This is a genomic window from Diaminobutyricimonas aerilata (assembly GCF_002797715.1).
Taxonomy (GTDB): domain Bacteria; phylum Actinomycetota; class Actinomycetes; order Actinomycetales; family Microbacteriaceae; genus Diaminobutyricimonas; species Diaminobutyricimonas aerilata.
In genome coordinates, this window is sequence record NZ_PGFF01000001.1 from 1,305,763 (window position 1) to 1,328,585 (window position 22,823).

22 protein-coding genes are annotated in these 22,823 nt (G+C 71.8%); 17 read left to right on the plus strand and 5 right to left on the minus strand.

Annotated elements, in window-relative coordinates; all coding sequences use genetic code 11:
- Positions 1 to 2 precede the first annotated feature (2 nt).
- From CLV46_RS06265 to cofC, 3 genes are read left to right on the plus strand one after another with little or no spacing between them, the layout of a single operon-like run.
- On the plus strand, positions 3 to 1,250 hold the full coding sequence (locus tag CLV46_RS06265) for a DUF58 domain-containing protein (protein ID WP_100363978.1): 1,248 nt from the start codon (positions 3 to 5) through the stop codon (positions 1,248 to 1,250).
- Positions 1,243 to 3,489, plus strand: a complete 2,247-nt coding sequence (locus CLV46_RS06270) for a transglutaminase TgpA family protein (protein WP_100363979.1) — start codon at positions 1,243 to 1,245, stop codon at positions 3,487 to 3,489. Before CLV46_RS06265 ends, CLV46_RS06270 begins: the two co-directional genes overlap by 8 nt.
- Positions 3,486 to 4,097: a 2-phospho-L-lactate guanylyltransferase gene (gene cofC / locus CLV46_RS06275; protein ID WP_170028536.1), complete on the plus strand. Its 612-nt coding sequence runs from the start codon at positions 3,486 to 3,488 to the stop codon at positions 4,095 to 4,097. The genes CLV46_RS06270 and cofC overlap by 4 nt, the downstream gene beginning before the upstream one ends.
- Before the next feature lie 16 nt (positions 4,098 to 4,113).
- Here the strand turns inward: cofC and cofD are convergent, their stop codons facing one another.
- From cofD to CLV46_RS06295, 4 genes are read right to left on the minus strand one after another with little or no spacing between them, the layout of a single operon-like run.
- Positions 4,114 to 5,094: a 2-phospho-L-lactate transferase gene (gene cofD / locus CLV46_RS06280; RefSeq protein ID WP_100363981.1), complete on the minus strand. Its 981-nt coding sequence runs from the start codon at positions 5,092 to 5,094 to the stop codon at positions 4,114 to 4,116.
- Positions 5,091 to 5,888, minus strand: coding sequence for an ABC transporter ATP-binding protein (locus tag CLV46_RS06285; protein WP_100363982.1), 798 nt, complete (start codon positions 5,886 to 5,888; stop codon positions 5,091 to 5,093). Before CLV46_RS06285 ends, cofD begins: the two co-directional genes overlap by 4 nt.
- Positions 5,885 to 6,892 (minus strand): putative F420-0 ABC transporter permease subunit, encoded by a 1,008-nt coding sequence (locus tag CLV46_RS06290; RefSeq protein ID WP_100363983.1) that lies wholly within the window; start codon positions 6,890 to 6,892, stop codon positions 5,885 to 5,887. Before CLV46_RS06290 ends, CLV46_RS06285 begins: the two co-directional genes overlap by 4 nt.
- On the minus strand, positions 6,889 to 7,896 hold the full coding sequence (locus tag CLV46_RS06295) for a putative F420-0 ABC transporter substrate-binding protein (protein ID WP_245866584.1): 1,008 nt from the start codon (positions 7,894 to 7,896) through the stop codon (positions 6,889 to 6,891). The genes CLV46_RS06290 and CLV46_RS06295 overlap by 4 nt, the downstream gene beginning before the upstream one ends.
- A gap of 252 nt (positions 7,897 to 8,148) precedes the next feature.
- On the opposite strand from CLV46_RS06295, the gene CLV46_RS06300 reads away from it, so the two are divergent.
- From CLV46_RS06300 to CLV46_RS06365, 14 genes are all read left to right on the plus strand, one after another.
- On the plus strand, positions 8,149 to 8,997 hold the full coding sequence (locus CLV46_RS06300) for a nitrilase-related carbon-nitrogen hydrolase (protein WP_100363985.1): 849 nt from the start codon (positions 8,149 to 8,151) through the stop codon (positions 8,995 to 8,997).
- A 23-nt stretch (positions 8,998 to 9,020) separates the two neighbouring features.
- The gene (gene hydA / locus CLV46_RS06305) at positions 9,021 to 10,442 is read left to right on the plus strand and encodes a dihydropyrimidinase (RefSeq protein WP_100363986.1); all 1,422 of its coding nucleotides are present in this window, start codon (positions 9,021 to 9,023) and stop codon (positions 10,440 to 10,442) included.
- A 5-nt stretch (positions 10,443 to 10,447) separates the two neighbouring features.
- Positions 10,448 to 11,464: a TIGR03842 family LLM class F420-dependent oxidoreductase gene (locus CLV46_RS06310; RefSeq protein ID WP_100363987.1), complete on the plus strand. Its 1,017-nt coding sequence runs from the start codon at positions 10,448 to 10,450 to the stop codon at positions 11,462 to 11,464.
- Positions 11,461 to 12,330, plus strand: coding sequence for an ABC transporter permease (locus tag CLV46_RS06315; protein ID WP_100363988.1), 870 nt, complete (start codon positions 11,461 to 11,463; stop codon positions 12,328 to 12,330). Before CLV46_RS06310 ends, CLV46_RS06315 begins: the two co-directional genes overlap by 4 nt.
- Complete coding sequence (locus CLV46_RS06320; protein WP_100363989.1) at positions 12,327 to 13,127, plus strand: ABC transporter ATP-binding protein; 801 nt, start codon at positions 12,327 to 12,329, stop codon at positions 13,125 to 13,127. Before CLV46_RS06315 ends, CLV46_RS06320 begins: the two co-directional genes overlap by 4 nt.
- Positions 13,127 to 13,885 carry an ABC transporter permease gene (locus tag CLV46_RS06325; protein ID WP_100363990.1) on the plus strand — a complete coding sequence of 253 codons (759 nt, stop codon included), beginning with the start codon at positions 13,127 to 13,129 and terminating at the stop codon, positions 13,883 to 13,885. The genes CLV46_RS06320 and CLV46_RS06325 overlap by 1 nt, the downstream gene beginning before the upstream one ends.
- 59 nt (positions 13,886 to 13,944) lie before the next feature.
- Positions 13,945 to 15,108: an ABC transporter substrate-binding protein gene (locus CLV46_RS06330; protein ID WP_100365929.1), complete on the plus strand. Its 1,164-nt coding sequence runs from the start codon at positions 13,945 to 13,947 to the stop codon at positions 15,106 to 15,108.
- Positions 15,109 to 15,172: 64 nt separating this feature from the next.
- The gene (locus CLV46_RS06335) at positions 15,173 to 16,501 is read left to right on the plus strand and encodes an aspartate aminotransferase family protein (RefSeq protein ID WP_100363991.1); all 1,329 of its coding nucleotides are present in this window, start codon (positions 15,173 to 15,175) and stop codon (positions 16,499 to 16,501) included.
- A 107-nt stretch (positions 16,502 to 16,608) separates the two neighbouring features.
- Positions 16,609 to 17,133 (plus strand): YceD family protein, encoded by a 525-nt coding sequence (locus tag CLV46_RS06340; RefSeq protein WP_245866587.1) that lies wholly within the window; start codon positions 16,609 to 16,611, stop codon positions 17,131 to 17,133.
- Positions 17,134 to 17,135: 2 nt separating this feature from the next.
- Positions 17,136 to 17,339 (plus strand): 50S ribosomal protein L32, encoded by a 204-nt coding sequence (gene rpmF / locus CLV46_RS06345; protein ID WP_100363993.1) that lies wholly within the window; start codon positions 17,136 to 17,138, stop codon positions 17,337 to 17,339.
- Positions 17,340 to 17,346: 7 nt separating this feature from the next.
- A complete protein-coding gene (gene rnc / locus CLV46_RS06350) occupies positions 17,347 to 18,033 on the plus strand; it encodes a ribonuclease III (RefSeq protein ID WP_100363994.1) in 687 nt (228 codons plus the stop codon).
- Positions 18,034 to 18,050: 17 nt separating this feature from the next.
- Positions 18,051 to 18,947 (plus strand): bifunctional DNA-formamidopyrimidine glycosylase/DNA-(apurinic or apyrimidinic site) lyase, encoded by an 897-nt coding sequence (mutM, locus tag CLV46_RS06355; RefSeq protein ID WP_100363995.1) that lies wholly within the window; start codon positions 18,051 to 18,053, stop codon positions 18,945 to 18,947.
- A 101-nt stretch (positions 18,948 to 19,048) separates the two neighbouring features.
- A complete protein-coding gene (locus CLV46_RS06360) occupies positions 19,049 to 21,370 on the plus strand; it encodes a family 43 glycosylhydrolase (protein ID WP_100363996.1) in 2,322 nt (773 codons plus the stop codon).
- A gap of 62 nt (positions 21,371 to 21,432) precedes the next feature.
- Entirely contained in the window at positions 21,433 to 21,993 is a 561-nt protein-coding gene (locus tag CLV46_RS06365; RefSeq protein ID WP_100363997.1) for an acyltransferase, read from the plus strand.
- Between the two features lie 6 nt (positions 21,994 to 21,999).
- Here CLV46_RS06365 and CLV46_RS06370 read toward each other — a convergent pair whose 3' ends face one another.
- Positions 22,000 to 22,809 (minus strand): DeoR/GlpR family DNA-binding transcription regulator, encoded by an 810-nt coding sequence (locus tag CLV46_RS06370; protein WP_100363998.1) that lies wholly within the window; start codon positions 22,807 to 22,809, stop codon positions 22,000 to 22,002.
- Positions 22,810 to 22,823 lie beyond the last annotated feature (14 nt).

Here is a 22,823-nt window from a genome sequence, read left to right on the forward strand (position 1 = left end):
CCGTGGCACGTGAGCTCGAGGCCCGGCGACGCCGCCTGAGTGCCCGCGGCTGGGCGACGCTCGTGCTCGCCGCCGTGCTCTTCGTCGCGGCGTACTCCCTCGGCTACGAGGAGCTGCTGCTGCCCGCGGGCGTCGCACTCCTCCTCGTGGTGAGCGGCGTCGTGACCGCCCTCGTGCGTTCCCCGTGGCTCGAGGTGAAGCGCACCTTCACCCCGGCGAGCGTCGGGGCCGGCGACACCGTGCGCGTCACCGTGACCGTCTCCAACGTGGGCGCCTCTCCGACCGTCGCCGCCCAGTGGACGGACACCGCGCCGTGGGGCGGTTCACCGAGCGGTACGCTCCCCGGGCTCGCCTGGGGCGCCCGCCGCGACGCCCGGGTCGAGTACGAACTGCGGGCCCATCGCCGGGGGATCGTGTCGTTCGGCCCGCTGCTGCTCGATCTGCGCGACCCGTTCGGCATGGTCGACGTCGAGCACCACATCGGCGGTGTCGATCGTCTCGTCGTCACCCCGCAGGTGAGCCGGCTCCCCGCCGACGGCAGCGCGTTCGGCGAGGGCGAGGGCTCGGCGCAGTTCGTGCAGCGCCGCACGACCGGCAACGACGACGACCTCATGACCCGCGAGTACCGCACCGGCGACGCGCTGCGGCGCGTGCACTGGCGCGCCTCCGCCCGGCACGGCGAGCTCATGGTGCGGCAGGAGGAGCAGCGTTCCTTCCCCGACGCACGGCTGATCCTCGACACCCGGCGCGCGAGCTATCCGGATGCGGTGGGCGGCGAGAGCGACGGGTTCGAGTGGGCGGTGCGGATGGCGGCGTCGATGGGGGTTCACCTCGGCGACGCCGGCTACCGCCTCACCGTGCTCGAGACCGCCCCGGCGCAGCTCGTGCAGCCGGGGGCGACGAGCGAGCGGGCCGAACGCGACGGCATCTACCTCGAGTCGCTCGCCGGGGTACGGCTCATCGACGCGGCACCGGATGCCGCCGCGGTGGAGCGGGAGACCCCCGCGACCGGCGGTCCCCTCTTCGCCGTGTTCGCCGATCCCGAGAGCGACGTGCTGCGGTGGGCGAGCGGACTGCGCCGCCCGGGCGACCGCGCCGTGGTGTTCCTGCTCCCCGGGGCACGACCGGCGACCGTCGACGCGCTCGGCCGGGCCGGCTGGACCCTCGTGAGCGTGCGCCCGGACGACGACCCGTCGGTGGGTTGGGCGGATGCGGTGCGCGCGATCGAACCGGCGGACCTCCGTGGCTGATCGTCGTCACGCCGATCCGTCGCGTGCCCGGTGGGGACGCGCGGGACTGATCCTCGCCCTGCTCGCCGCCTCGGCCGCCTCGCTGCACGTGCTGCTCGAGGGTGCGAGCTGGTGGGTCGCGACCATCACCGTGATGTTCCTCGTGCTGCTGGCGGCCTCCGTCACCCGCACCTTCGCGCGGGGCCGAGCCTGGCCGACGGTCGCGGCCGCGCTCACCCTTCCGGCCACGCTCGCCCTGCTGTTCGCTCCCGGCACCGCCCTGCTCGGCATCGTTCCCCTCGGCGGCACGTGGACGGCGTGGGGCGACCTGCTCATCGCGGGCGAGATGTCGATCCTGCGTCAGGGGATCCCGGCGCAGCCGGTGCCCGGGATCGTCTTCATCCTCGCGCTCGCCGGCGGAGCGCTCGCCGTGCTCGCCGACCTGCTCGTGCAGACCCTGCGGGCGCCGGCGCTCGCCGCGATCCCCGCCCTCGTGCTCTTCGCCGTGCCGGTGGTCGTCGCCCCGAGCCGATCCGACGCCTTCTGGTTCCTCGTCGCCGCCGCCGTCTATCTCGTGCTCCTGCGGCCCCGGGGCGACGGCACCGGTCGGCGCACCGCGCTCGGCGCCGGCGCGGTCGTGCTCACCGGCGCGGTCGTCGTGCCGGTGCTGCTGCCCGACGTGACGAGCGCTCCCGACCCGGCGACCGGCAGCGGAGCGCAGATCGGGGTGAACCCCATCCTCGATCTCGGCGACGATCTGCGCCGCGGCACCGAGGTGCGCGCGTTCAGCTACGAGACCGACGCCGCGGAGGGCCTCTACTTCAAGCTGACGACCCTCGACGACTTCACCGGCGACCGCTGGGAGCCGATCGACGCGCGCGAGCGCCCCGAGAACACGCTCGACGACATCGGCGACCCGGCCGGGCTCACCCCCGCGGTCGCACGCGACCCGGTGTCGACGGCGGTCGACATCGGTCCGCTCATCGGGCGCTGGCTGCCCGCCCCCTACCCGCCGACGTCGATCGAGGGGCTGTCGGGTTCGTGGTTCTGGGAACCGGAGGCGCTCTCGGTGCGCACCGACACGGCGAACGTGCGCGGGCAGGACTACACCGTCGAGAGCCTGTCGGTGCGCCCGACGACCGAACAGCTCGAGCAGGCGCCCGACGCGGTGCAGCCGGGGATGCTCGACATGGTGGCCCTGCCGGAGGGGATGCCCGAGGTGATCGCGGCCACCGCCCGCGAGGCCACCGGCGCGGCCACGAACGACTACCAGCGCGCGCTCGCCCTGCAGAGCTACTTCCGTGGCGGCGAGTTCGAGTACTCGGAGGACGCGCCCGTCGAGGAGGGCTACGACGGTACCGGTGCCGAGGTGATCGCGACTTTCCTCGACGAGCGGGCCGGATACTGCGTGCACTTCGCCTCCGCGATGGCCGTCATGGCCCGCACCCTCGACATCCCGTCACGGGTCGCCGTCGGGTTCCAGCCCGGCCTGCCGGAGTTCGACGACGAGGGCGAACTCGAGGAATTCGTCGTGACCACCCACGACCTGCACGCCTGGCCGGAACTGTTCTTCGAGGGCGTGGGGTGGGTGCGTTTCGAGCCGACGCCGGGCCGGGGCGAGCTGCCCGAGTACGAGGCGGCGACCGCCGACGACCCGGCCACTCCCGACATCGACGAGTCGCAGCCGTCCGCGGCTCCGACCCCGAGCCCGTCGCTCTCGGCGCCGCAGCGGCCCGACGAGGCGCCCGTGACCGGAGTGGCCGACTCGGCCGTCGACCTGCGACCGCTCGGCATCGGTGCCGCGATCGCCGCCGGGGTGATCGCCCTGCTGCTCGTGCCGGCCATCCTGCGTCTCGTCGTGCGTCTGCGCCGTCGCCGCAGCGTGCGGGACGGTGCCCCGGATGCGGCGCTCGCCGCGTGGGCCGAGGTCACCGACACGGTGATCGACACGGGCGGTCAGGCCCCGTCGACGGAGACCCCGCGCGTCTTCGCGGCGCGCATCGGTGAGCGCTGGGTCGATCGGGGGTGGACGGATGACGAACCGTCCACGGGCGCGGCCGACCGCACGGCGGCCCGTGCCGCCCTCGACCGGCTCGTCGACGCGGTCGAGCGCGCGAGCTTCGCAGCCGGCGGCACCGCACGGGTGGACTTCGCCGACGTGGAGCGGGTGCGCCGGGGCCTGCGCAGCGCGCTCGATCGGCGAGGACGGCTCGCGGCGACCTTCGCCCCGCGGTCGTTGCTGAGACGATGGAACCCGTGAGCTGGAGTGTCGTCGTGCCCGTGAAGGGACCGCGCGGCGCGAAGACCCGGCTCGCCCTCGGCGAGCGGACGCGGGCCGAGCTCGCCGTGGCGTTCGCGCTCGACACCGTCGCCGCGGCGCTCGCCGCGCGTCATGTGGGACGGGTGCTCGTCATCACGGGCGCGGATATCGGCGAGGCCTTCCGTGCGCTCGGCGCCGAGGTGCTGATCGAGCAGGAGCGACGCGGGCTCACCGCCGCGATCGCCGACGGGCTGGCGCACGTGGGCGACGGCCCCCGCGCCGTGCTGCTCGGCGACGTGCCGGCGCTGAGAGCGGCGGAACTGGACGCCGCGCTCACCGCCGCCGGAGCGCATCCGCTCGCGTTCGTGCCGGACGCCGACGGCGTCGGCACGGTGCTCGCCACCGCGGCATCCGGTGTCCCGCACGACCCGCGCTTCGGTCCGGGATCGCGCGAGGCGCACCGTGCGGCGGGCTACGTCGAACTCGAACTCCCGGTGGACTGGGGGCTCCGCCGCGACGTCGACACGACCGGCGACCTCGACCGGGTGCTCACCCTCGGAATCGGCCCGCACACCCGGCGCGCGGTGGAGCACCGCGCGACGGCGTGAGCGCTCGCCGCACCGGTCAGTCGATCACGCCCGCCAACCGCACCGCGTCGCGCGCGAGGGCCGCGGAGGTGTCGCTGTCGCGCATCCACAACGGCGCCGCTTCCGTCCGCAGACCGAGAGCGCGCACGTCGTCGACGAGGGCGGCATCCTCCTCGGCGAGCAGCCAGCTGTCGAGCACGCCGCCGCGGGAGCGGGCGCCGTAGTGCCCGGCCACCGCGTCGGCCGCGGTCCTCACGCCGATCGCGGTGAGGCACGCGTCCGCCATCCCGCGCACCGCAGCGCCGCCGATGATCGGCGACACCCCGACCACGGGGGCGGCGGTGCCGCGCACGGCATCCCGGATGCCGGGCACCGCGAGCACCGTGCCGATCGACACGACGGGATTCGACGGGGCGACGAGCACGACGTCGGCGTCCCCGATCGCCTCGAGCACCCCCGGGGCGGGCACCGCCTGCTCGACGCCGCGCTGCTCGAAGCGCACGGCGGGAAGAGCCGCCCGGTGCCGCGTCCACCACTCCTGGAAGTGCATCACCCGATCGCCGCCCTCGGGGTCGCGCACGTGCACGTGCGTCTCCGCCTCGGCGTCGGTCGCGGGCAGCAGCCGCACCCCGAGCGGCCACCGCGCCGTGAGGCGCTCGACGGCCGTCGACAGCGGCAGGCCTTCACGCAGCCACGACGTGCGGGCGATGTGCGCCCCGAGGTCGAGATCGCCGAGCGTGAACCACGGCCAGCCGACACCCCATTCGCGGAGTTCCGCGCTCACCCGTTCCGTCTCGCCGACGCGACCCCACCCGCGCTGCTCGTCGTTCACTCCCGCGAGCGTGTACATGATCGAGTCGAGGTCCGGGGTAATGCGCAGTCCGGCGACCCACGCGTCGTCGCCCGTGTTCACTACGACGTCGATCGTCGAGTCCGGGCTCTCGCGACGGGCCCATTCGCGCACTCCCCGCACGAACCGGGCGCCGCCCACTCCGCCCGCGATCACGGTGATCCTCATGCGTCCTCCTGGTCGGTCGAGTGGGGCGCGAACGCCACGACGGGGGCCCCGGTGAGCGGGTTCTCGAGCACGGCGGCGCGCACGCCGTAGACGCGCTCCACGAGATCCGGGGTCAGCACCTCACGCGTCGGTCCCGCGGCGACGACGCGGCCGCCGGCGAGTACCACGAGCTGGGCGCAGTGCGCCGCCGCGAGCGTGAGGTCGTGCAGGGCCGCGAGCACGGCGACGCCGGAGGCGGCCAGCCGGTCGAGCAGGGCGAGGGTGCCCAGCTGACCTGCGATGTCGAGGTGGTTCGTCGGTTCGTCGAGCAGCAGCAGGGGGGTGCGCTGGGCGAGCGCCTTCGCGAGCAGCACCCGCTGCCGCTCCCCGCCGGAGAGCGAGGTCACGTCGCGCTCGGCGAACGACGCCATGCCCACCGCGTCGAGGCTCTCGGCGACGACACGCGCCGACTCCGCGTCGTCGGCTCCGAACACCGACTGGTGGGGGAGCCGACCGAGGGCGACGGTGTCGCGCACCGTGAGCGGCAGATCCGTCGACGCGTCCTGCTCCACGAGCGCGGCGAGCCGCGCGCGGTCCCGGCGTCGCAGCGCCAGCAGATCGTCGTCGCCGAATCGCACGGCACCGGCATCCGGTCGCTCGATCGCCGCGAGTGCCCGCAGCAGGGTCGACTTGCCCGCCCCGTTCGGGCCGATGAGTCCCGTGACCGCCCCGGCGGGCGCGACGACGTCGACGCCGTCCACGAGCAGGTGGCCGTCGGCACGCACGATGATGCGGGCTGCCTCGAGCGCGCTCATGCGGCGACCCGGCGCCGGGCGAGCAGGAGGGCGAACACGGGCCCGCCGATGAGCGCCGTCACGATGCCGACGGGGAGCTCCCGCGGATCGAAGACGGTGCGCGCGAGGGTGTCGGCCCAGATGAGGAACACGGCGCCGACGAGGGCCGACAGCGGCAGCAGTGCGCGGTGCCCCGGTCCGACGGCGAGGCGCACCGCGTGCGGCAGCACGAGCCCGACGAACCCGATCGACCCGCTCACCGACACGAGGGCACCGGTGAGCAGGGCCGTCGCACCGAGGAGCACCCAGCGCGTACGGTGCACGTCGACGCCGAGGGACGCGGCCGAGACGTCGCCGAACGCGAACGCGTCGAGGCGACGGCCGGCGAGGATGAGCGGCACCCCGACCGCGAGCACGGCGACCCCGGCGATGGCGGCGGCGGGCCAGCGCGCCCCGCTCAACGACCCGAGCAGCCAGCCGAGGATCTCGCGGTACGAGTCGCCGGTCGCCGTCCAGAAGATCACGAAGCTCGTGACCGCCCCGGCCAGCGCCGAGACGGCCACCCCGGCGAGCACCGTGCGAGAGGGCGAGAGCCGCCCCGACGTGTTCGCGAGGGCGAGCGTCGCCACGAGGGCCAGTGCCGCCCCCGCGAACGCGGCCACCGGGAGGAGCACCGTGATGCCCAGCAGCAGCACGGCGACGGCACCGAGCGACGCACCGGAGGACAGCCCGAGCAGGTACGGGTCGGCCAGCTGATTGCGGGTGAGCGCCTGCATCACCGCTCCGGCGATCGCGAGCCCGGCGCCGACCGCGGCGGCGGTCAGCACGCGCGGGAGCCGCAGCTCCCACACGATCGCGTCGCGCAACGAGGGCAGCTCGCCGCCGAGACCGAGGTGCCGGCCGACGCTCGACCACACCTCGTCGGGACGGATGTCGGCCGGTCCGATCGTGATCGCGAGCAGCACCGAGGCGACCAGGGCGACCGTGAGGAGCGCGCCGGCCAGGAGCGGGAGCGGGCGCCTCACCCGCGGACGTCGAGCGCCGCGAGCTGGTCGGCGAGGTCCGCGGCCGCCGTCACGGTACGCACGCCCGCCTCGCTCGCGGCGAAGTCGATGGTCAGATACCGCTTCTCGCGGACGGCGTCGAGCTGCGCGGTCGCGGGGTTCGATTCGAGGTTCGAGATCTTGCTCTCGGCGGTGTTCCAGTCGGCGTCGACGAGCACGATCACGTCGGGATCCGCCTCGACGACCGACTCCCAGCCGAGCGTCGTCCAGGTGTCGTCGACCGATGCGGCGACGTTCTCGAGCCCCACGGTGTCGAGCACGAGCTGCGGCGCACCGATCCCGGCCCCGACGTAGGGTGCGTCGGTGCCCGAGGAGTACCACAGGGCGGTGAGACCGGCCGTCGAGGGCTCGATCGCGTCGAGCAGCTCCTGCTGTTCCGCGACGAGGGCCTCGGCGGCGTCCTCGACGCGGAAGACCGACCCGATCTCGCGGATCTCGCCGAACACGTCGTCGAAGCTCAGCCGCTCCGGCTGGTATCCCGGTTCCTTGCAGGCGGCGGGGGCGACGTAGGTGTGAACCCCGAGCGACTCGAGTTCGTCCCGGTCCCCGGCGCCCTCGGCGGAGAGGTTCGACTCCCAGCCCGCGTAGACGAGGTCGGGGTTCAGCTCGAGCACGGCCTCGTTCGAGGGCACCTGCTCCGAGAGCACCGGCACGTCGGCCGCCGCATCCGCCCACTCCTCGGGCACCGGCCCGTCGGAGAAGGCGGAGCCGACGATGCGGTCGGCGAGCCCGAGGGCGAGCAGCATCTCGGTCGAGGTCGATTTGATCGTCACGACGCGTTCGGGTGCGGACTCGAAGGTCACCTCGGTGCCGCAGTTGTCGACGGTCACCGCGTCGGCGGAGTTCGAGGGCGGCACCTGCGCGGTGCTGCCGCTCGCGCAACCGGCGAGGAGCGCCGTCGCAGCGACCGTCGCGCCGACGGCGGAGACGAGGCGCAGGTGGGGGCGGGAGGAGGAGGGACGCACGGATACTCCGGGGAGACGACGACGGGCGGAAGGGGCGCTTCGAGGCGCTCGGGACGGCGCGGGCGACGACGGCCGCGACATCCGGATCCTTCTGCTCCACAGCTCGGAGTCAGCTCTCCGCACCATGACCGGCGCGGGGGTCCTGGCAACGAGTCTACGACCCGCGACGGCTATTTACCTCCCGGTCACAAAGGGAAATACTTGCGAAACAACCACCTCGAACAATGGGGTTCTCACCTGGAGGTTCGTCATATGACCGTTGTCCGCGCCGCCATCACCCAGACCACCTGGACGGGCGACAAGGAGTCCATGATCGCCAAACACGAGGGCTTCGCGCGCGACGCGGCGGCGCAGGGGGCGAAGATCATCTGCTTCCAGGAGCTGTTCTACGGCCCCTACTTCGGCATCACCGAGGATCCGAAGTATTACGACTACGCGGAGCCCGCCGACGGCCCGATCGTGCAGCGCTTCGCCGCGCTCGCAAAGGAGCTCGGCATGGTCATGATCCTCCCCATCTACGAGGAGGACATGCCGGGGGTGTACTACAACACGGCCGTCGTGGTGGATGCGGACGGCAGCATCCTCGGCAAGTACCGCAAGCACCACATCCCGAATCTCGAGAAGTTCTGGGAGAAGTTCTACTTCCGCCCGGGCAACCTCGGGTACCCCGTCTTCGACACCGCGGTCGGCAAGGTCGGCGTGTACATCTGCTACGACCGGCACTTCCCGGAGGGGTGGCGCGAGCTCGGGCTCAACGGCGCGCAGATCGTCTTCAACCCGAACGCGACGAAGCCGGGCCTGTCGAACCGGCTGTGGGAGATCGAGCAGGCCGCGGCGGCCGGCGCCAACGGCTACTTCGTCGCCGCCCCGAACCGGGTCGGCCGCGAGGACAACGAGTACGGCGAACTCGCCGTCACCTTCTACGGGTCGAGCCAGTTCCTCGACCCGCGCGGCAACTGGGTCGGCGAGATGGGCTCGAGCGACCACGAGGAAGTCGTGATCCGCGACCTCGACCTCGACCTCATCCGGCAGACCCGCAACGACTGGCAGTTCTTCCGCGACCGTCGGCCCGAGTCGTACACCTCGATCCCGAAGCCCTGACGACCAGCACGAGGAGCGGAACCATGACCACGACCCTCATCACCGGCGGCACCGTCGTCACCGCGACGGGACGATCCGAGGCCGACGTGCTCGTCGACGGCGAGACGATCGCCGCCGTGCTGGCACCCGGATCGGTGCTGCTCGGCAGCGACCTGCGCTCGAGCGTCGACACGGTCGTCGATGCGACCGGCAAGTACGTCATCCCCGGCGGGATCGACGCGCACACGCACATGGAGCTGCCCTTCGGCGGCACGAACGCGAGCGACACGTTCGAGACCGGCACCCGCGCCGCCGCCTGGGGTGGCACGACCACGATCATCGACTTCGCGGTGCAGCGCTACGGCGAGCGCGTGCAGGACGGTCTCGCCGCGTGGCACGAGAAGGCGGCGGGCAACTGCGCCATCGACTACGGGTTCCACCAGATCATCGGCGGTGTCGACGCGGACTCGCTGACCGCGATGGACTCGCTCGTCGACGAGGGCATCTCGAGCTTCAAGCTCTTCATGGCCTACCCGGGCGTGTTCTATTCGGATGACGCGCAGATCCTCCGCGCGATGCAGAAGGCCGCCGACACCGGGCTGCTCACGATGATGCACGCCGAGAACGGTCCGGCGATCGACGTGCTCGCCGAGCAGCTCGTCGCCCAGGGCAAGACCGACCCGTACTACCACGGCATCGCCCGCGCCTGGCAGATGGAGGAGGAGGCGACCCACCGCGCGATCATGCTCGCCCACCTCACCGGAGCACCGCTGTACGTCGTGCACGTGAGCGCGAAGCAGGCGGTCGCCCAGCTCGCCGCCGCGCGCGACGCGGGACAGAACGTGTTCGGCGAGACGTGTCCGCAGTACCTCTACCTCTCCCTCGAGGAGCAGCTCGGCGCACCCGGGTTCGAAGGCGCGAAGTGGGTGTGCTCCACGCCGCTGCGCTCCCGCGAGGAGGGACACCAGCACTCGATGTGGCAGGCGCTGCGCACCAACGACCTGCAGATGGTCTCCACCGACCACTGCCCGTTCTGCATGAAGGGGCAGAAGGACCTCGGAGTGGGGGACTTCCGCAAGATCCCGAACGGCATCGGCTCGGTCGAGCACCGCATGGACCTCATGTACCAGGGCGTCGTCACCGGCCAGATCACCCTCGAACGCTGGGTCGAGCTCACCTCGACGACACCGGCGCGGATGTTCGGACTGCACGGACGCAAAGGCGTCATCGCCCCCGGCGCCGACGCCGACATCGTCGTCTACGACCCCGCCGGCCACACCTCGATCGGGATCGACAAGACTCACCACATGAACATGGACCACTCCGCGTGGGAGGGCTTCGAGATCGACGGGCACGTCGACACGGTCATCAGCCGCGGCAAGGTCGTCGTCGACGACGGCGCGTACCTCGGCAGCAAGGGCGACGGTCGCTTCCTCAAGCGCGGCCTGTCGCAGTACCTGGTCTGACGCGCATGGAGTTCGGAGCCGTCCTTCAGACCAACCCACCGGCGTCGCGCACGATCGCACTCGCGAAGCTCGCCGAGCAGCACGGATTCAGTCACGTGTGGACGTTCGACTCGCACCTGCTGTGGCAGGAGCCGTACGTCATCTACTCGGCGATCCTCGCGGAGACCCGGCGCATCAAGGTCGGGCCGTTCGTGACCAACCCGGCCACCCGGGACTGGACCGTCACCGCCTCCGTCTTCGCGACGCTCAACGAGATGTACGGCAACCGCACGATCTGCGGCATCGGGCGCGGCGACTCCGCGGTACGGGTGACCAACGGCAAGCCGACGAGTCTCGCGGAGCTGCGCGAGTCGATCCACGTCATCCGCGAACTCGCCAACAGTCGAGCGGTGGAGTACAACGGGGCGACCCTGCGCTTCCCGTGGAGCGTCGGCAGCGAACTCGACGTGTGGGTCGCCGCGTACGGTCCGCTCGCGCTCAAGCTCACCGGCGAGGTGGGCGACGGATTCATCCTGCAGCTGGCCGACCTCGACATCGCCGAGTGGATGATCCGCACCGTGCGCGACGCGGCCGAGAACGCCGGACGCGACCCGATGTCGATCAAGTTCTGCGTCGCCGCCCCGATGTACATCGGCGAGGACCGGCAGCACATGCGCGACCAGTGCCGCTGGTTCGGCGGCATGGTCGGCAATCACGTCGCCGACATCGTGGGCAAATACGGGACCTCCGGAGCGGTGCCGAAAGCGCTCACCGACTACATCGCCGGGCGTGAGTCGTACGACTACAACGAGCACGGTCGGGCCGGGAACACGCACACCGCGTTCGTGCCCGACGAGATCGTCGACCGGTTCTGCGTGCTCGGCACCGCCGAGGAGCACATCGAGAAGCTCGAGGCGCTGCGCGCGCTCGGGGTCGACCAGTTCGCCGGCTACCTCCAGCACGACAATAAGGAGGAGACGCTGCGCGTCTACGGCGAGACCGTGATCCCCGCCTTGCGCGACACGGTGACGGCGAAGTCGTGACCCGGCTGAGGACCCTGCTCTACGGCGCGGCCGGCGTCGTGCTGCTCGGGGTGCTCTGGGAGACGTACAAGGCCCTCGCCCCCGCGGAGGGTGTCGTCATCGGCGGACTCACGGTGCTGCCGCGCACGAGCGACATCGCCATGCCGCACCTGTGGGACATCGCGACGCGACTGACCGAGCCGATCAACGGGGCACGGTTCGCCCTCAACCTCTGGGAGGCGGTGCTGTTCGCGGCCCTGTTCACCCTCGGTGTCGCCGGGGTCGGCTGGCTCGTCGGAGTCGTCGTCGGTCTCGCCATCGCCACCCTCATGCAGCGGTTCCGCACCGCCGAGTCGGCTCTGCTGCCGTGGGTCGTGCTCAGCCAGACCGTGCCGCTCATCGCCCTCGCCCCGCTCGTGCGCCGGTGGGGAGGGCAGCTCGAACTCGGCGCGATCGAATGGCAGGACTGGATGTCGGTCGCCGTCATCGCGTCGTACCTGGCCTTCTTCCCGGTGTCGATCGGCGCGTTGCGCGGCTTCTCGTCACCGGACGCCGCCCACCTCGACCTCATGCGCTCGTACGGCGTCGGCTGGTGGCGCACGTTCCTGCGGCTGCGGGTACCGGCGAGTGTGCCGTATCTGCTGCCGGCCCTGCGGCTCGCCGCGGCGAACGCCGTCGTCGGCACCGTCGTCGCCGAGGTGTCGATCGGTCTGCGCGGCGGAGTCGGCCGGATGATCGTCGAGTTCGCCGCCTCCGCGAGCTCGGACCCCGCGAAACAGTGGGCGCCCATCCTCGGTGCCGTACTCGTCGGCCTCGTCGCCGCGGGTGCTGTGGCGCTGCTGGGTCTCGCCCTCAAGCCCTACCGACGAGCAGAGGTGGATGCGTGAACGCCGTATCGGTGCGATCCGTGACGAAGACATTCGCGACGCGCGGGGGAGCGGTCACGGCGCTCGCCAACATCGACCTCGAGATCGCGGCGGGCGAGTTCGTGTCGCTCATCGGACCCAGCGGGTGCGGCAAGTCGACGCTCCTGCGGCTCATCGCGGACCTCGACGAGCCGAGCTCCGGCGAACTCGCCGTGTTCGGCAAGACCGCACGCCAGGCCCGCCTCGACCAGGACTACGGCATCGCCTTCCAGCAGGCGGGGCTGCTGCCCTGGCGCACCGTGCGCGCGAACATCGAACTGCCGCTCGAATTGCACGGCATGGGCCGCGCCGCCCGCCGGGCGCGCGCCGACGAACTCATCGACCTGGTGGGTCTCGGCGACTTCGCCGACCGTCACCCCGATCAGCTCTCCGGCGGGATGCAGCAACGCGTCGCGATCGCCCGCTCGCTCGCCGAGAGCCCGCGGCTGCTGCTCATGGACGAGCCGTTCGGGGCACTCGACGAGATGACGCGCGAGCGGATGCAGGCGGAGCTCGTGCGGCTCGCCGGCGAGACGGGCGCCGCCGTCGTGTTCGTCACGCACTCGATTCCCGAGGCGGTCTTCCTCTCCGACCGCGTCGTCGTCATGTCGCCGCGGCCCGGCCGCATCCGCGAGATCGTGGAGGTGCGCCTGGGCGGTGCCGAGCGCCGCACCGACGCGCTGCGGGAGGACGCGGCGTTCTTCGACCGGGTGAGCGCCGTGCGGGAGGCCCTGCACGGGGCGCCCGTCGCGGGCGTCCGGGGCGTGGAGACCCGCTGATGACGCGCGTGCGCACGATCGTGGCGCCCGTGCTGTTCGGCGTCGCCGCGCTCGCCGCGTGGCAGCTCGCCGTCGTCGCGCTCGGCATCCGCCCGTTCGTGCTGCCGAGTCCGTTCGCGATCGGGGAGCAGTTCGCCCGCAATGCGGGGGTGGTGACGGATGCGGCCGGCGTGACGGCGGGCAACGCCCTCGTCGGGCTCGTGCTCGGTGTCGCGGTCGCCGTCGTGTTCGCGATGCTCTCCGCCACGCTGCGGGTGGTCGACCAGGTGAGCGCCCCACTCGTGGTCGCCGCCTCGGTCGTGCCGATCGTCGCGCTCGCGCCCGTGCTGTACACGATGTTCGGGGCGAGCGTCGAGACGGCGCGGCAGCTCGTCGCCGCCCTCGCGGTGTTCATCCCCGTGTACGTCAACTCGCTGCGGGGGCTGCGCACGGTGCGACCCATCCACCGCGACCTCATGCGCGCCTACGCGGCGAGCGGATGGCAGGCGACCCGCACCGTCACCCTCCCGGGCGCGCTGCCGTTCTTCTTCACCGGCGTGCGCATCGCGTCGTCGCTCGCCGTCATCTCCGCCCTCATCGCCGAGTACTTCGGCGGCCCGGTCGGCGGACTCGGCAAGTCGATCACCTCCGCGGTCGCGTCGAGCAACTACCCCCTCGCCTGGGCCTTCGTGCTCGGCGCGATCCTCACCGGTCTCGTGTTCTACTGCGTGACCCTCGCCCTCGAGACGGTCGCGACGCGGCACCGCACCTCGGGGTGACTCGTGCGCCCCATCCGGGCGACGGCACCACCCAGAGCACCACGAAGGAGGACAGCACCATGCACCACAGCACACGCACCCGGATCGCCACCGGCGCGCTCGCCCTCACCGGCGCCCTCGTACTCTCGGCCTGCAGCGGCAACGTCGGCGCGGGAGGAGGCGGGGACGACTCCGGCGGGGACTCCGACCTCACCCCGGTCTCGCTTCAACTGCAGTGGGTCGCGCAGGCGCAGTTCGCCGGCTACTACGCCGCCGCCGAACAGGGCTTCTATGAAGACGAGGGCCTCGACGTGACGATCCTCGAGGCCGGCACCGACACCGTGCCGATCGATTCGCTCGCCGCAGGCGACGTGGATTACGCGATCTCCTGGGTGCCGAAGGTGCTCGGATCGATCGAGGGCGGGGCCGAGGTCACCGACGTCGCGCAGATCTTCGAACGCAGCGCCACGACGCAGATCTCCTTCAAGGACAAGAACATCACCTCGCCGGCGGATCTCGCGGGCAAGAAGGTGGGTAGCTGGGGCTTCGGCAACGAGTGGGAGCTCTTCGCCGGCATGCAGCAGGCCGGCGTCGACACGGCCGGCGGCATCGAGCTGGTGCAGCAGGCGTTCGATATGAACGGCTTCCTCGCCGGTGACATCGACGCGGCGCAGGCCATGACCTACAACGAGTACGCGCAGGTGCTCGAGACGGTCAACCCCGCCACGGGGGAGCTGTACCAGCCCGAGGACCTGAACGTCATCGACTGGAACGAGCAGGGCACGGCGATGCTGCAGGACGCGATCTGGGCCGACGCGGCACGGCTCGCCGACGACGAGGCGTACGCCGCGACGACCGTCAAGTTCATCAAGGCGTCGATCAAGGGCTGGCTGTTCGCCCGCGACAACCCGGAGGACGCGGCGCAGATCGTCGCCGACGCCGGCTCGACCCTGCCCGCGGGGCACCAGCTGTGGATGACCAACGAGGTCAACAAACTCATCTGGCCCTCCACGAGCGGCGGGATCGGCATGATCGACGAGGCCGCGTGGGAGCAGACCGTGTCGATCGCGCTCGAGACGAAGAACGAGACCGGGGCGACGATCATCACGCAGGAGCCGCCGGCGAACGCCCACACCAACGAGTACGTCGAGCAGGCGCTCGCCGAACTCGAGGAGGAGGGGGAGGATGTGACGGGAGACGGCTTCGAGCCGCTCACCGTGACGCTCAAGGAGGGCGGCGAGTAGTCCGCCCCGGGGGCGGGGTCGTTCGACCCCGCCCCATCCACCGCAGCACCAGAATCGGAGCACCATGACCGACCTCGATCCCGCCGACGGAGTGCGGGCCCTCGAACTCGACCGCGCGCACGTCTTCCACTCCTGGTCGGCCCAGGGCTCGCTCACCCCCTTCGTCATCGCCGGCGCCCAGGGCACCGAGGTGTGGGACTTCGACGGCACTCGGTATCTCGACTTCTCGAGCCAGCTCGTGAACACGAACATCGGCCATGGGCATCCCGCCGTCGTCGAGGCGATCCAGCGCCAGGCCGCCGTGCTCCCCACCGTCGCCCCGGCGCACGCGAACCTGACCCGGGGTGAGGCGGCCGCCCGCATCCTCGCCCTCGCCGGCAGCGACTTCGGGAAGGTGTTCTTCACCAACGGGGGAGCGGACGCCAACGAGAACGCCATCCGCCTCGCCCGCCTGACCACCGGACGCGACAAGGTGCTCTCCACCTACCGCAGCTACCACGGCAACACGGGGGCCGCGATCGTCTCGACCGGCGACTGGCGTCGCGTGCCGAACGAATACGCGCGCGGCCACGTGCACTTCTTCGGCCCGTTCGCATACCGCAGTGAGTTCTGGTCAGACTCGCCGGAGCAGGAGTCCGAGCGCGCCCTGCACCACCTCGAACGCGTCGTGCAGGCCGAAGGGCCCGCCTCCATCGCGGCCATCCTGCTCGAGACGGTGCCCGGCACCGCCGGCGTGCTCGTGCCGCCGCCGGGCTACCTCGCCGGGGTGCGTGCCATCGCCGACCGCTACGGCATCCTGCTCGTGCTCGACGAGGTCATGGCCGGATTCGGCCGCACCGGCGACTGGTTCGCCTGGAAGAACCGCGACCTCAATCCGGAGGGGATCGTGCCCGACCTGTTCACCTTCGCCAAGGGCGTGAACTCCGGGTACGTGCCCGCCGGCGGCGTGGTCATCTCCGAGTCGATCGCCCACGAGTTCGACGAGCGCGTCTTCCCGGGCGGACTCACCTATTCCGGTCATCCCCTCGCGATGGCGTCGATCGTCGCGACGATCGACGCGATGCGCGACGAGGGGATCATCGAGAACGCCGCGCGGATCGGTCGCGACCTGCTCGCTCCGGGTCTCGCCCGGCTCGCCGAGCGCCACCCGATCATCGGTGACGTACGCGGGCTCGGCGTGTTCTGGGCGCTCGACCTCGTCACCGACCGCGAGTCGCGAGAGCCCGTGTCACCCTCCGTGGTGGGGGCGCTCAAGGCGGGCCTGCTCGAGCGGGGACTGCTGCCGTTCACCGCCGACAACCGGCTGCACGTCGTGCCGCCGTGCACCGTGTCCGACGCCGAGGTGGAGCGCGCGCTCGAGATCTACGACGAGGCCTTCTCGGCGCTGTCCTGATCCCGGACTCGGCGTGTTGCGCTCACAGCGCACATCCGCGACACGCGGGCGACCGCGGCGTAGACTCTCCCCTCGTGCCTGCCCCCAAGTCCCCGTATTCCGTCAACGTGCGCGACCTCACGCGTCGCCCCGGCGACCACCGCGACTCGACGCTCGACTTCGCCGTTCCCGAACGGCTCGGCGAATCCGTCGTCTACGTCGACGCCGGCGCGCAGCTGCACATCGACCTGCGTCTGGAGAGCCTGCACGAGGGTGTTCTCGCCTCCGGAGACGTCGAGACGACGGCCTCCGGACAGTGCGTGCGCTGCCTCGACGACCTCACTCTGCCTGTCGAAGTCGAGTTCCAGGAGCTTTTCGCGTATTCTGTCGACGAAGCTTTCGACTACACGGTTCAAGACGACCACGTGGATCTTGAACCCGTAGTCCGGGATGCGGTGGTGCTGTCGCTGCCGTTCCAGCCGGTCTGTCGCCCGGACTGCCCGGGCCTCGACCCCGAAACGGGCGAGCGCCTGGCGGATCATCCGGAGTGGAAACCCCGCGAGGTCATCGACCCGCGCTGGGCCGCGCTCGAGAGCTTGCGCACCGCACCAGACGATGAAGGAACCGCGGGTTCCTCGAGAGAGAAGAGATAGCCATGGCCGTTCCCAAGCGGAAGCAGTCGCGCGCGAACACCCACGCCCGTCGCTCGCAGTGGAAGGCGTCGCTCCCGACGCTCGTCAAGACCGTCGAGAACGGCAAGGTCACCTACAGCCTTCCGCACCGCGCGAAGGTCGTCGAGGACTCGGCCGGCACGCCCCTGTACCTGGAGTACAAGGGCCGCAAGGTCGCGGACGTCTGATCCATTCGTGGCAGAGCCCGACGGCCTGCCCGCGCAGCTCGGGGTCGACATCGACCCCGAGCTGCTCACTCTTGCGCTGACGCACCGCTCGTACGCGTACGAGAACGGGGGCATCGCGCACAACGAGCGCCTCGAGTTCCTCGGCGACTCGATCCTGGGGCAGGCGGTCACCGTCATGCTGTTCCGCAGCTACCCCGACCTCGACGAGGGGGAGCTCGCCAAGCGCCGAGCGGCGCTCGTGAGCTCGGTCGCGCTCGCGGAGGTGGCCCGCACCATCGGACTCGGGCGCCACTTGCGCCTCGGTCGCGGTGAGGAGCTCACCGGAGGCCGTGACAAGTCGTCGATCCTCGCCGACACCGTCGAGGCGATCATCGGCGCCGTGTATCTCGACGCCGGGGCGGATATCGCCACCGACCTCGTGCTGCGGCTCATCGCCCCACTGCTCGAGGACTCGTCGCGCTTCGGCGCCGCCATGGACCCGAAGACGAGCCTGCAGGAACTCGCCGCCCGCCGTGGCCGGGGGCTGCCGAGCTACCGCGTGACCGACAGCGGCCCCGACCACTCCAAGCGGTTCCACGCGACGGTGCTCATCGGCGGCGAGGACATCGCCGCGGGGGAGGGCACGAGCAAGAAGCAGGCCGAGATGGCCGCCGCGCTCGAGGCCTGGACGATCCTGCAGTCGCGCGGCCGCTGACGCGCCCGAGGAGCACCGTGCCCGAACTGCCCGAGGTCGAGGTCGTCCGCGCCGGCCTGGCTCCCGCCGTCGACGGCGCCACCGTGACCGCCGTCGAGGTGTTCGACGAGCGCTCGCTGCGCCGTCACGTCGGGCCGGCCGAGGACTTCGTGCAGCGGATGACCGGCGCCCGGTTCCGAGCGCCGGAACGGCGGGGCAAATTCCTCTGGATCCCGATCGACGCCGCCGACGGTGCACCGGCCGAGGCGCTCATGGTGCACCTCGGCATGAGCGGGCAGGTCCTCCTGCGCGACCGCACGGCCGAGGACCGGCTGACCCGCATCCGCCTCGACCTCGAGCATCCGCGTCACGGCGCCCTGCGGCTCAACTTCGTCGACCAGCGCATCTTCGGCTCGATGGCCCTCGACGCGCTCGTGCCGACGGACGTGCCGGGGGAGCTGATCCCGACCCAGGCCGCGCACATCGCGCGTGATCCGCTCGACCCGCACTTCGATGACGGTCGGTTCCTCCGCGCGTTGCGCGCACGACGCACCGGCGTCAAGCGAGCGCTGCTCGACCAGACGCTCGTGAGCGGCATCGGCAACATCTACGCCGACGAGGCCCTCTGGGCGGCTCGCATCCACTACGACCAGCCGACGGCGACCTTGAGCCGTCCGCGCGCGGCGACGCTCCTGGCCGAGGTGCGACTCGTGCTCGGCCGCGCTCTCGCCGAGGGCGGGACGAGCTTCGACGCCCAGTACGTCAACGTCAACGGCGCCTCCGGCTACTTCTCCCACTCGCTCAACGCGTACGGACAGCACGGACGCCCGTGTCCACGCTGCGGACGCCCGATCGTGCGCGAGAGCTTCATGAACCGCGGGTCCCACTTCTGCGCCTACTGCCAGCGCGTACGCCGGGCGCGCGTGGACGGGTGAATCCCGCTCTTTACACGGTAGGACGGTGCGTCTAGGGTCGCCTCATCCCATCGACGCTGACGTCCGCCCCCGACGTCAGACGAGACGAAGGAGCGACGACGATGTCACGACGGTTTCCCCGCCTGTCCGGAGCGCTGATCGGCGCCCTCGCCCTCGCCGCGGGGCTGGTCACCGCCCCGAGTGCGCCCGCCGCTGCGGCGCCCACTGCGGCCGCCGCGACAGCCGCCCCGACGTTCACCAATCCGGTCACGGACTCGTTCTCCGACAGCTACGCGGATCCGGCCGTCATCCGCGGCCACGACGGCTGGTTCTACCTCTACGCCACGAGCGACCCGCTCGTCGAAGGCGGCCCGTTCGGCATCATGCACATCGCGCGCTCGCTCGACCTCGTCGAGTGGGAGTACCTCGGCACGGTCTTTGACGAGACGCAGACGCCCGCCTGGGCGGCGGAGGGCGCGCTGTTCTGGGCCCCGGACGTGCGGCGCATCGGCGATCGCTACGTCATGTACTTCACGGTCACCGACACGGCGGACAAGCCGGGAGGCGACCCCGCGATCGGCGTCGCGACCGCTCCGACCCCCGCCGGGCCGTGGACCGCGACGGACGCCCCGGTCGTGGACTCGCGACCCGCACCCGGTTCGACCCCGGAGGATCCGCGCTGGCTCGGCACGATCGACCCGGCGCTGCTCGCCACCGACGATGGTCGGCTGCTGCTCTACTTCGGCGGATTCTCCGGCGGCATCTCCGTCGTCGAGCTCGCCCCCGACGGACTCACCGCGGTGGGGGAGGAGACGCACGTCGCCGCGGCGGAACGGTACGAGGGCAGCTACGTCGTCGAGCGTGACGGCTGGTACTACCTCATGCTCTCGTCGGCCGGGTGCTGCGCGGGCCCGACGACCGGGTACAGCGTCTTCGTCGGCCGTTCCGAGAGCCCGACCGGCCCCTTCGTCGACGCGGCCGGCGTGCCGCTCGACACATCCCGCGCCGGCGGCACCCAGGTGCTCGTGCAGAACGGCAACCGCTGGGTCGGACCGGGCCACCACGCCGTCGTCACCGACCTCGCGGGGCAGGACTGGATGATCTACCACGCGATCGACCGGAACGAGCCGTGGCTCAACGAGCCCGGCGGCATCAACCGCCGCCCGACGCTCATCGACCGGCTGGACTGGATCGACGGCTGGCCCGTCGTCAACGCGGGAGCCGGACCGAGCGACGGACCCCAGCCCGGGCCCGTCACCGGCAGCGACCTCGGGATCCACAGCACGGATCCCGCGCACGGCAAGGCCTTCCGCGCCGTGGTGGGTCGCTGGCGGGCGGCGACCGACCGCACCGCGGACGGCGGCGACATCGCCCGCCTCGACCCCGGTCGATCGAGCCGGGCGCTCGTCGTCTCGACGACCCCGGTGCGCGGGGAGCAGCGACTCGAGCTCGACCTGCGCCTGCCGGAGGGCGACACCACCGCGTGCGTGCGCGCGACCGGCCTCGGGGGCGTGCACGTCTGCGTCGACGGCGAGGCCCGCGAACTCGTGCTCTCGAGCTGGGGGATCGGATCGCGGGAGGTCGTGCGTGCCCCCATCCCCGAGCGCGTCGACCTCACCTCGTGGGTCGCGCTGAGCATCGAGTGGCGCCGCGGCGGCACCCTCGCGCAGCTGAGCGAATCGCGACTCGGCGATCCCGTCGCCTCCGTGCGGGCCGCCGGCCGTGACGTGCGCGGGCTCCTCAGCATCGAGGCGGCCGACGGTGCCGCCGAGATCGACAATCTCAGTGTGAACGACGCCGCCGAGCTCGTCACGGAGCGCGTCCCCGACCCGGTCGCGGGCGAATCGACCTTCGTCGAGGAGTTCGACGGCGCGCTCGACGAAGACTGGCGGCAGGAACGCTGGCGTGACGACATCGTCGTGCGCGACGGAGCGCTGCACTGGCCGCTCGGCAACGACGACCTCGCCGCGCCGGAGGGTGCCGGACCCCTGCTGTTGCGCGACGTGCCCGCCGGAGACTGGATCGCGCAGACGCAGTTGACGCTCGATCTCGGCACCGACAGCATCCGCAACTTCCAGCAGGCCGGGCTCATCGTGCACGTCGGCGACGACGACTACCTGCGCCTCGGGTCGGTCGCGATCGGAACGCTCCGCACCATCGAGTTCCTCAAGGAGCAGAGCGGGGAGGATCGCGTCGACCGGGGCGGCCACCTCGGCGGGCCGCCGGCGGCGACCGTGTGGTTGCGGGTGCTGCGCACGACGAGCGCCACGGGGGAGCAGCTGTATCGCTCCGCGTCGTCGCTCGACGGCGAGTCGTGGCGGTGGGGCGCGACCTGGACCCTCCCCGCCGACGCGGACCCGTCGGTCGGCCTCTACGCCGGAGGCGGCGCCGAACCGCCGATCGAAGCGCGATTCGAGGACTTCCGATTCCTGTCGGTGGGATGACCCGAGAGCGAAGAATCGTCACCCGTCTTGTCCCCCGGACGGGGGACCCTTAGGGTGGGCGGGTGAGCATCGTTCCCCGCAGCATCCTGCGCCGCCTCCCGACGCGCTGGCGGTGGCGGATCGTCTCGCGTCTCGCGGGCGGCGCCGAAGCCGCGCGTTCCCTCGGGGTCACCGTCGGCCGCGGGTCGCGCATCATCTCGTGCAACGTGCGGTCGGAGTACGCGCTGCTCACGATCGGCGACGACGTGACGGTCAGCAGCGAGGTGCTCTTCATCACCCACGACGGCGCGGGTTGGCTCGCCCGCGACACCGAGGGTCGCCGCCGCTACCGCCTCGCCCCGATCACCGTGGGTGACCGGGTGTTCATCGGCGCCCGCGCCATCGTGATGCCGGGTGTCGCGATCGGCGACGACTGCATCGTCGCCGCCGGCGCCGTGGTCACGAAGTCCGTGCCCGCCGGGTCGATCGTCGGCGGCAATCCCGCGCGCGTCATTGGGCGCACCGCCGACTTCGTCGCGCGCGCTCTCGACGAGTGGCCGACGGAGCGCCGGGTCGATCCCCGCATGAAGCCGGAGCTCGCCTCGCAGCCGGCGCGGGAGGCCGTGCAGCGGGCATCCGCCTGAGTCCGCTCACGCGTCGACGAGGCGCACCTCGACGCCCGCGTCGCGCAGCGCCCGCACCTCGTCGGGATCGGCCGACCGGTCGGTGACGAGCAGGTCGATCTGATCGGTCGTCGCCACCTGGGCGAGCGCGAGCCGCCCGACCTTCGAGCCGTCCGCGACGACGATGACGCGCTGGGCGTGCGTCACCATGGCGTTGTTGGTGCGGGCCTCCGTCTCGTCGTGCGTCGTCACTCCGCCGCTCGCGGTGATGCCGTCGGTTCCGAGGATCGCGGTGCCGAGGTTGATCGCGTTGAAGGTGTTCTCGGCGAGCACGCCGACGAGCTCGAGGGACTGCGGGCGCAGGATGCCCCCGGTCATCACGACCTTCAGCTGCGGGTGGCTCGTCACGAGTTGCGCGATGGTCAGCGAGTTGGTGACGATCGTCAGCTCCTCGTGCTGGGCGAGCGCCCGGGCGACGTTCGCGGCGGTCGTGCCGCCGCTGAGGGCGACGGCGTAACGCTGCCGCGGGATGAGGTCGGCCACGGCGGCGCCGATCGCCCGCTTGGCCTCCTGGAAGCGCGTGTCGCGCAGACTGACCGGCAGTTCGCTGCGGGAGTCGATGAGCCGCGCGCCGCCGTGGGTGCGCAACAGGAGACGCTGCTCGGCAAGCTCCGCCAGGTCGCGTCGTGCCGTCGCGGCGGAGATGCCGAGCGTGTCGGCGAGGTCGGCGAGGGAGACCGATCCCCGCTCGGCGAGCAGGTCGAGGATGGCGATCATCCGGCGCGAGCGCTTGCCCGACGCGGCCGGGGAGCCCGGGTGAGCGGTCGGCGTCGTCATGGGTCCTCCTGCGT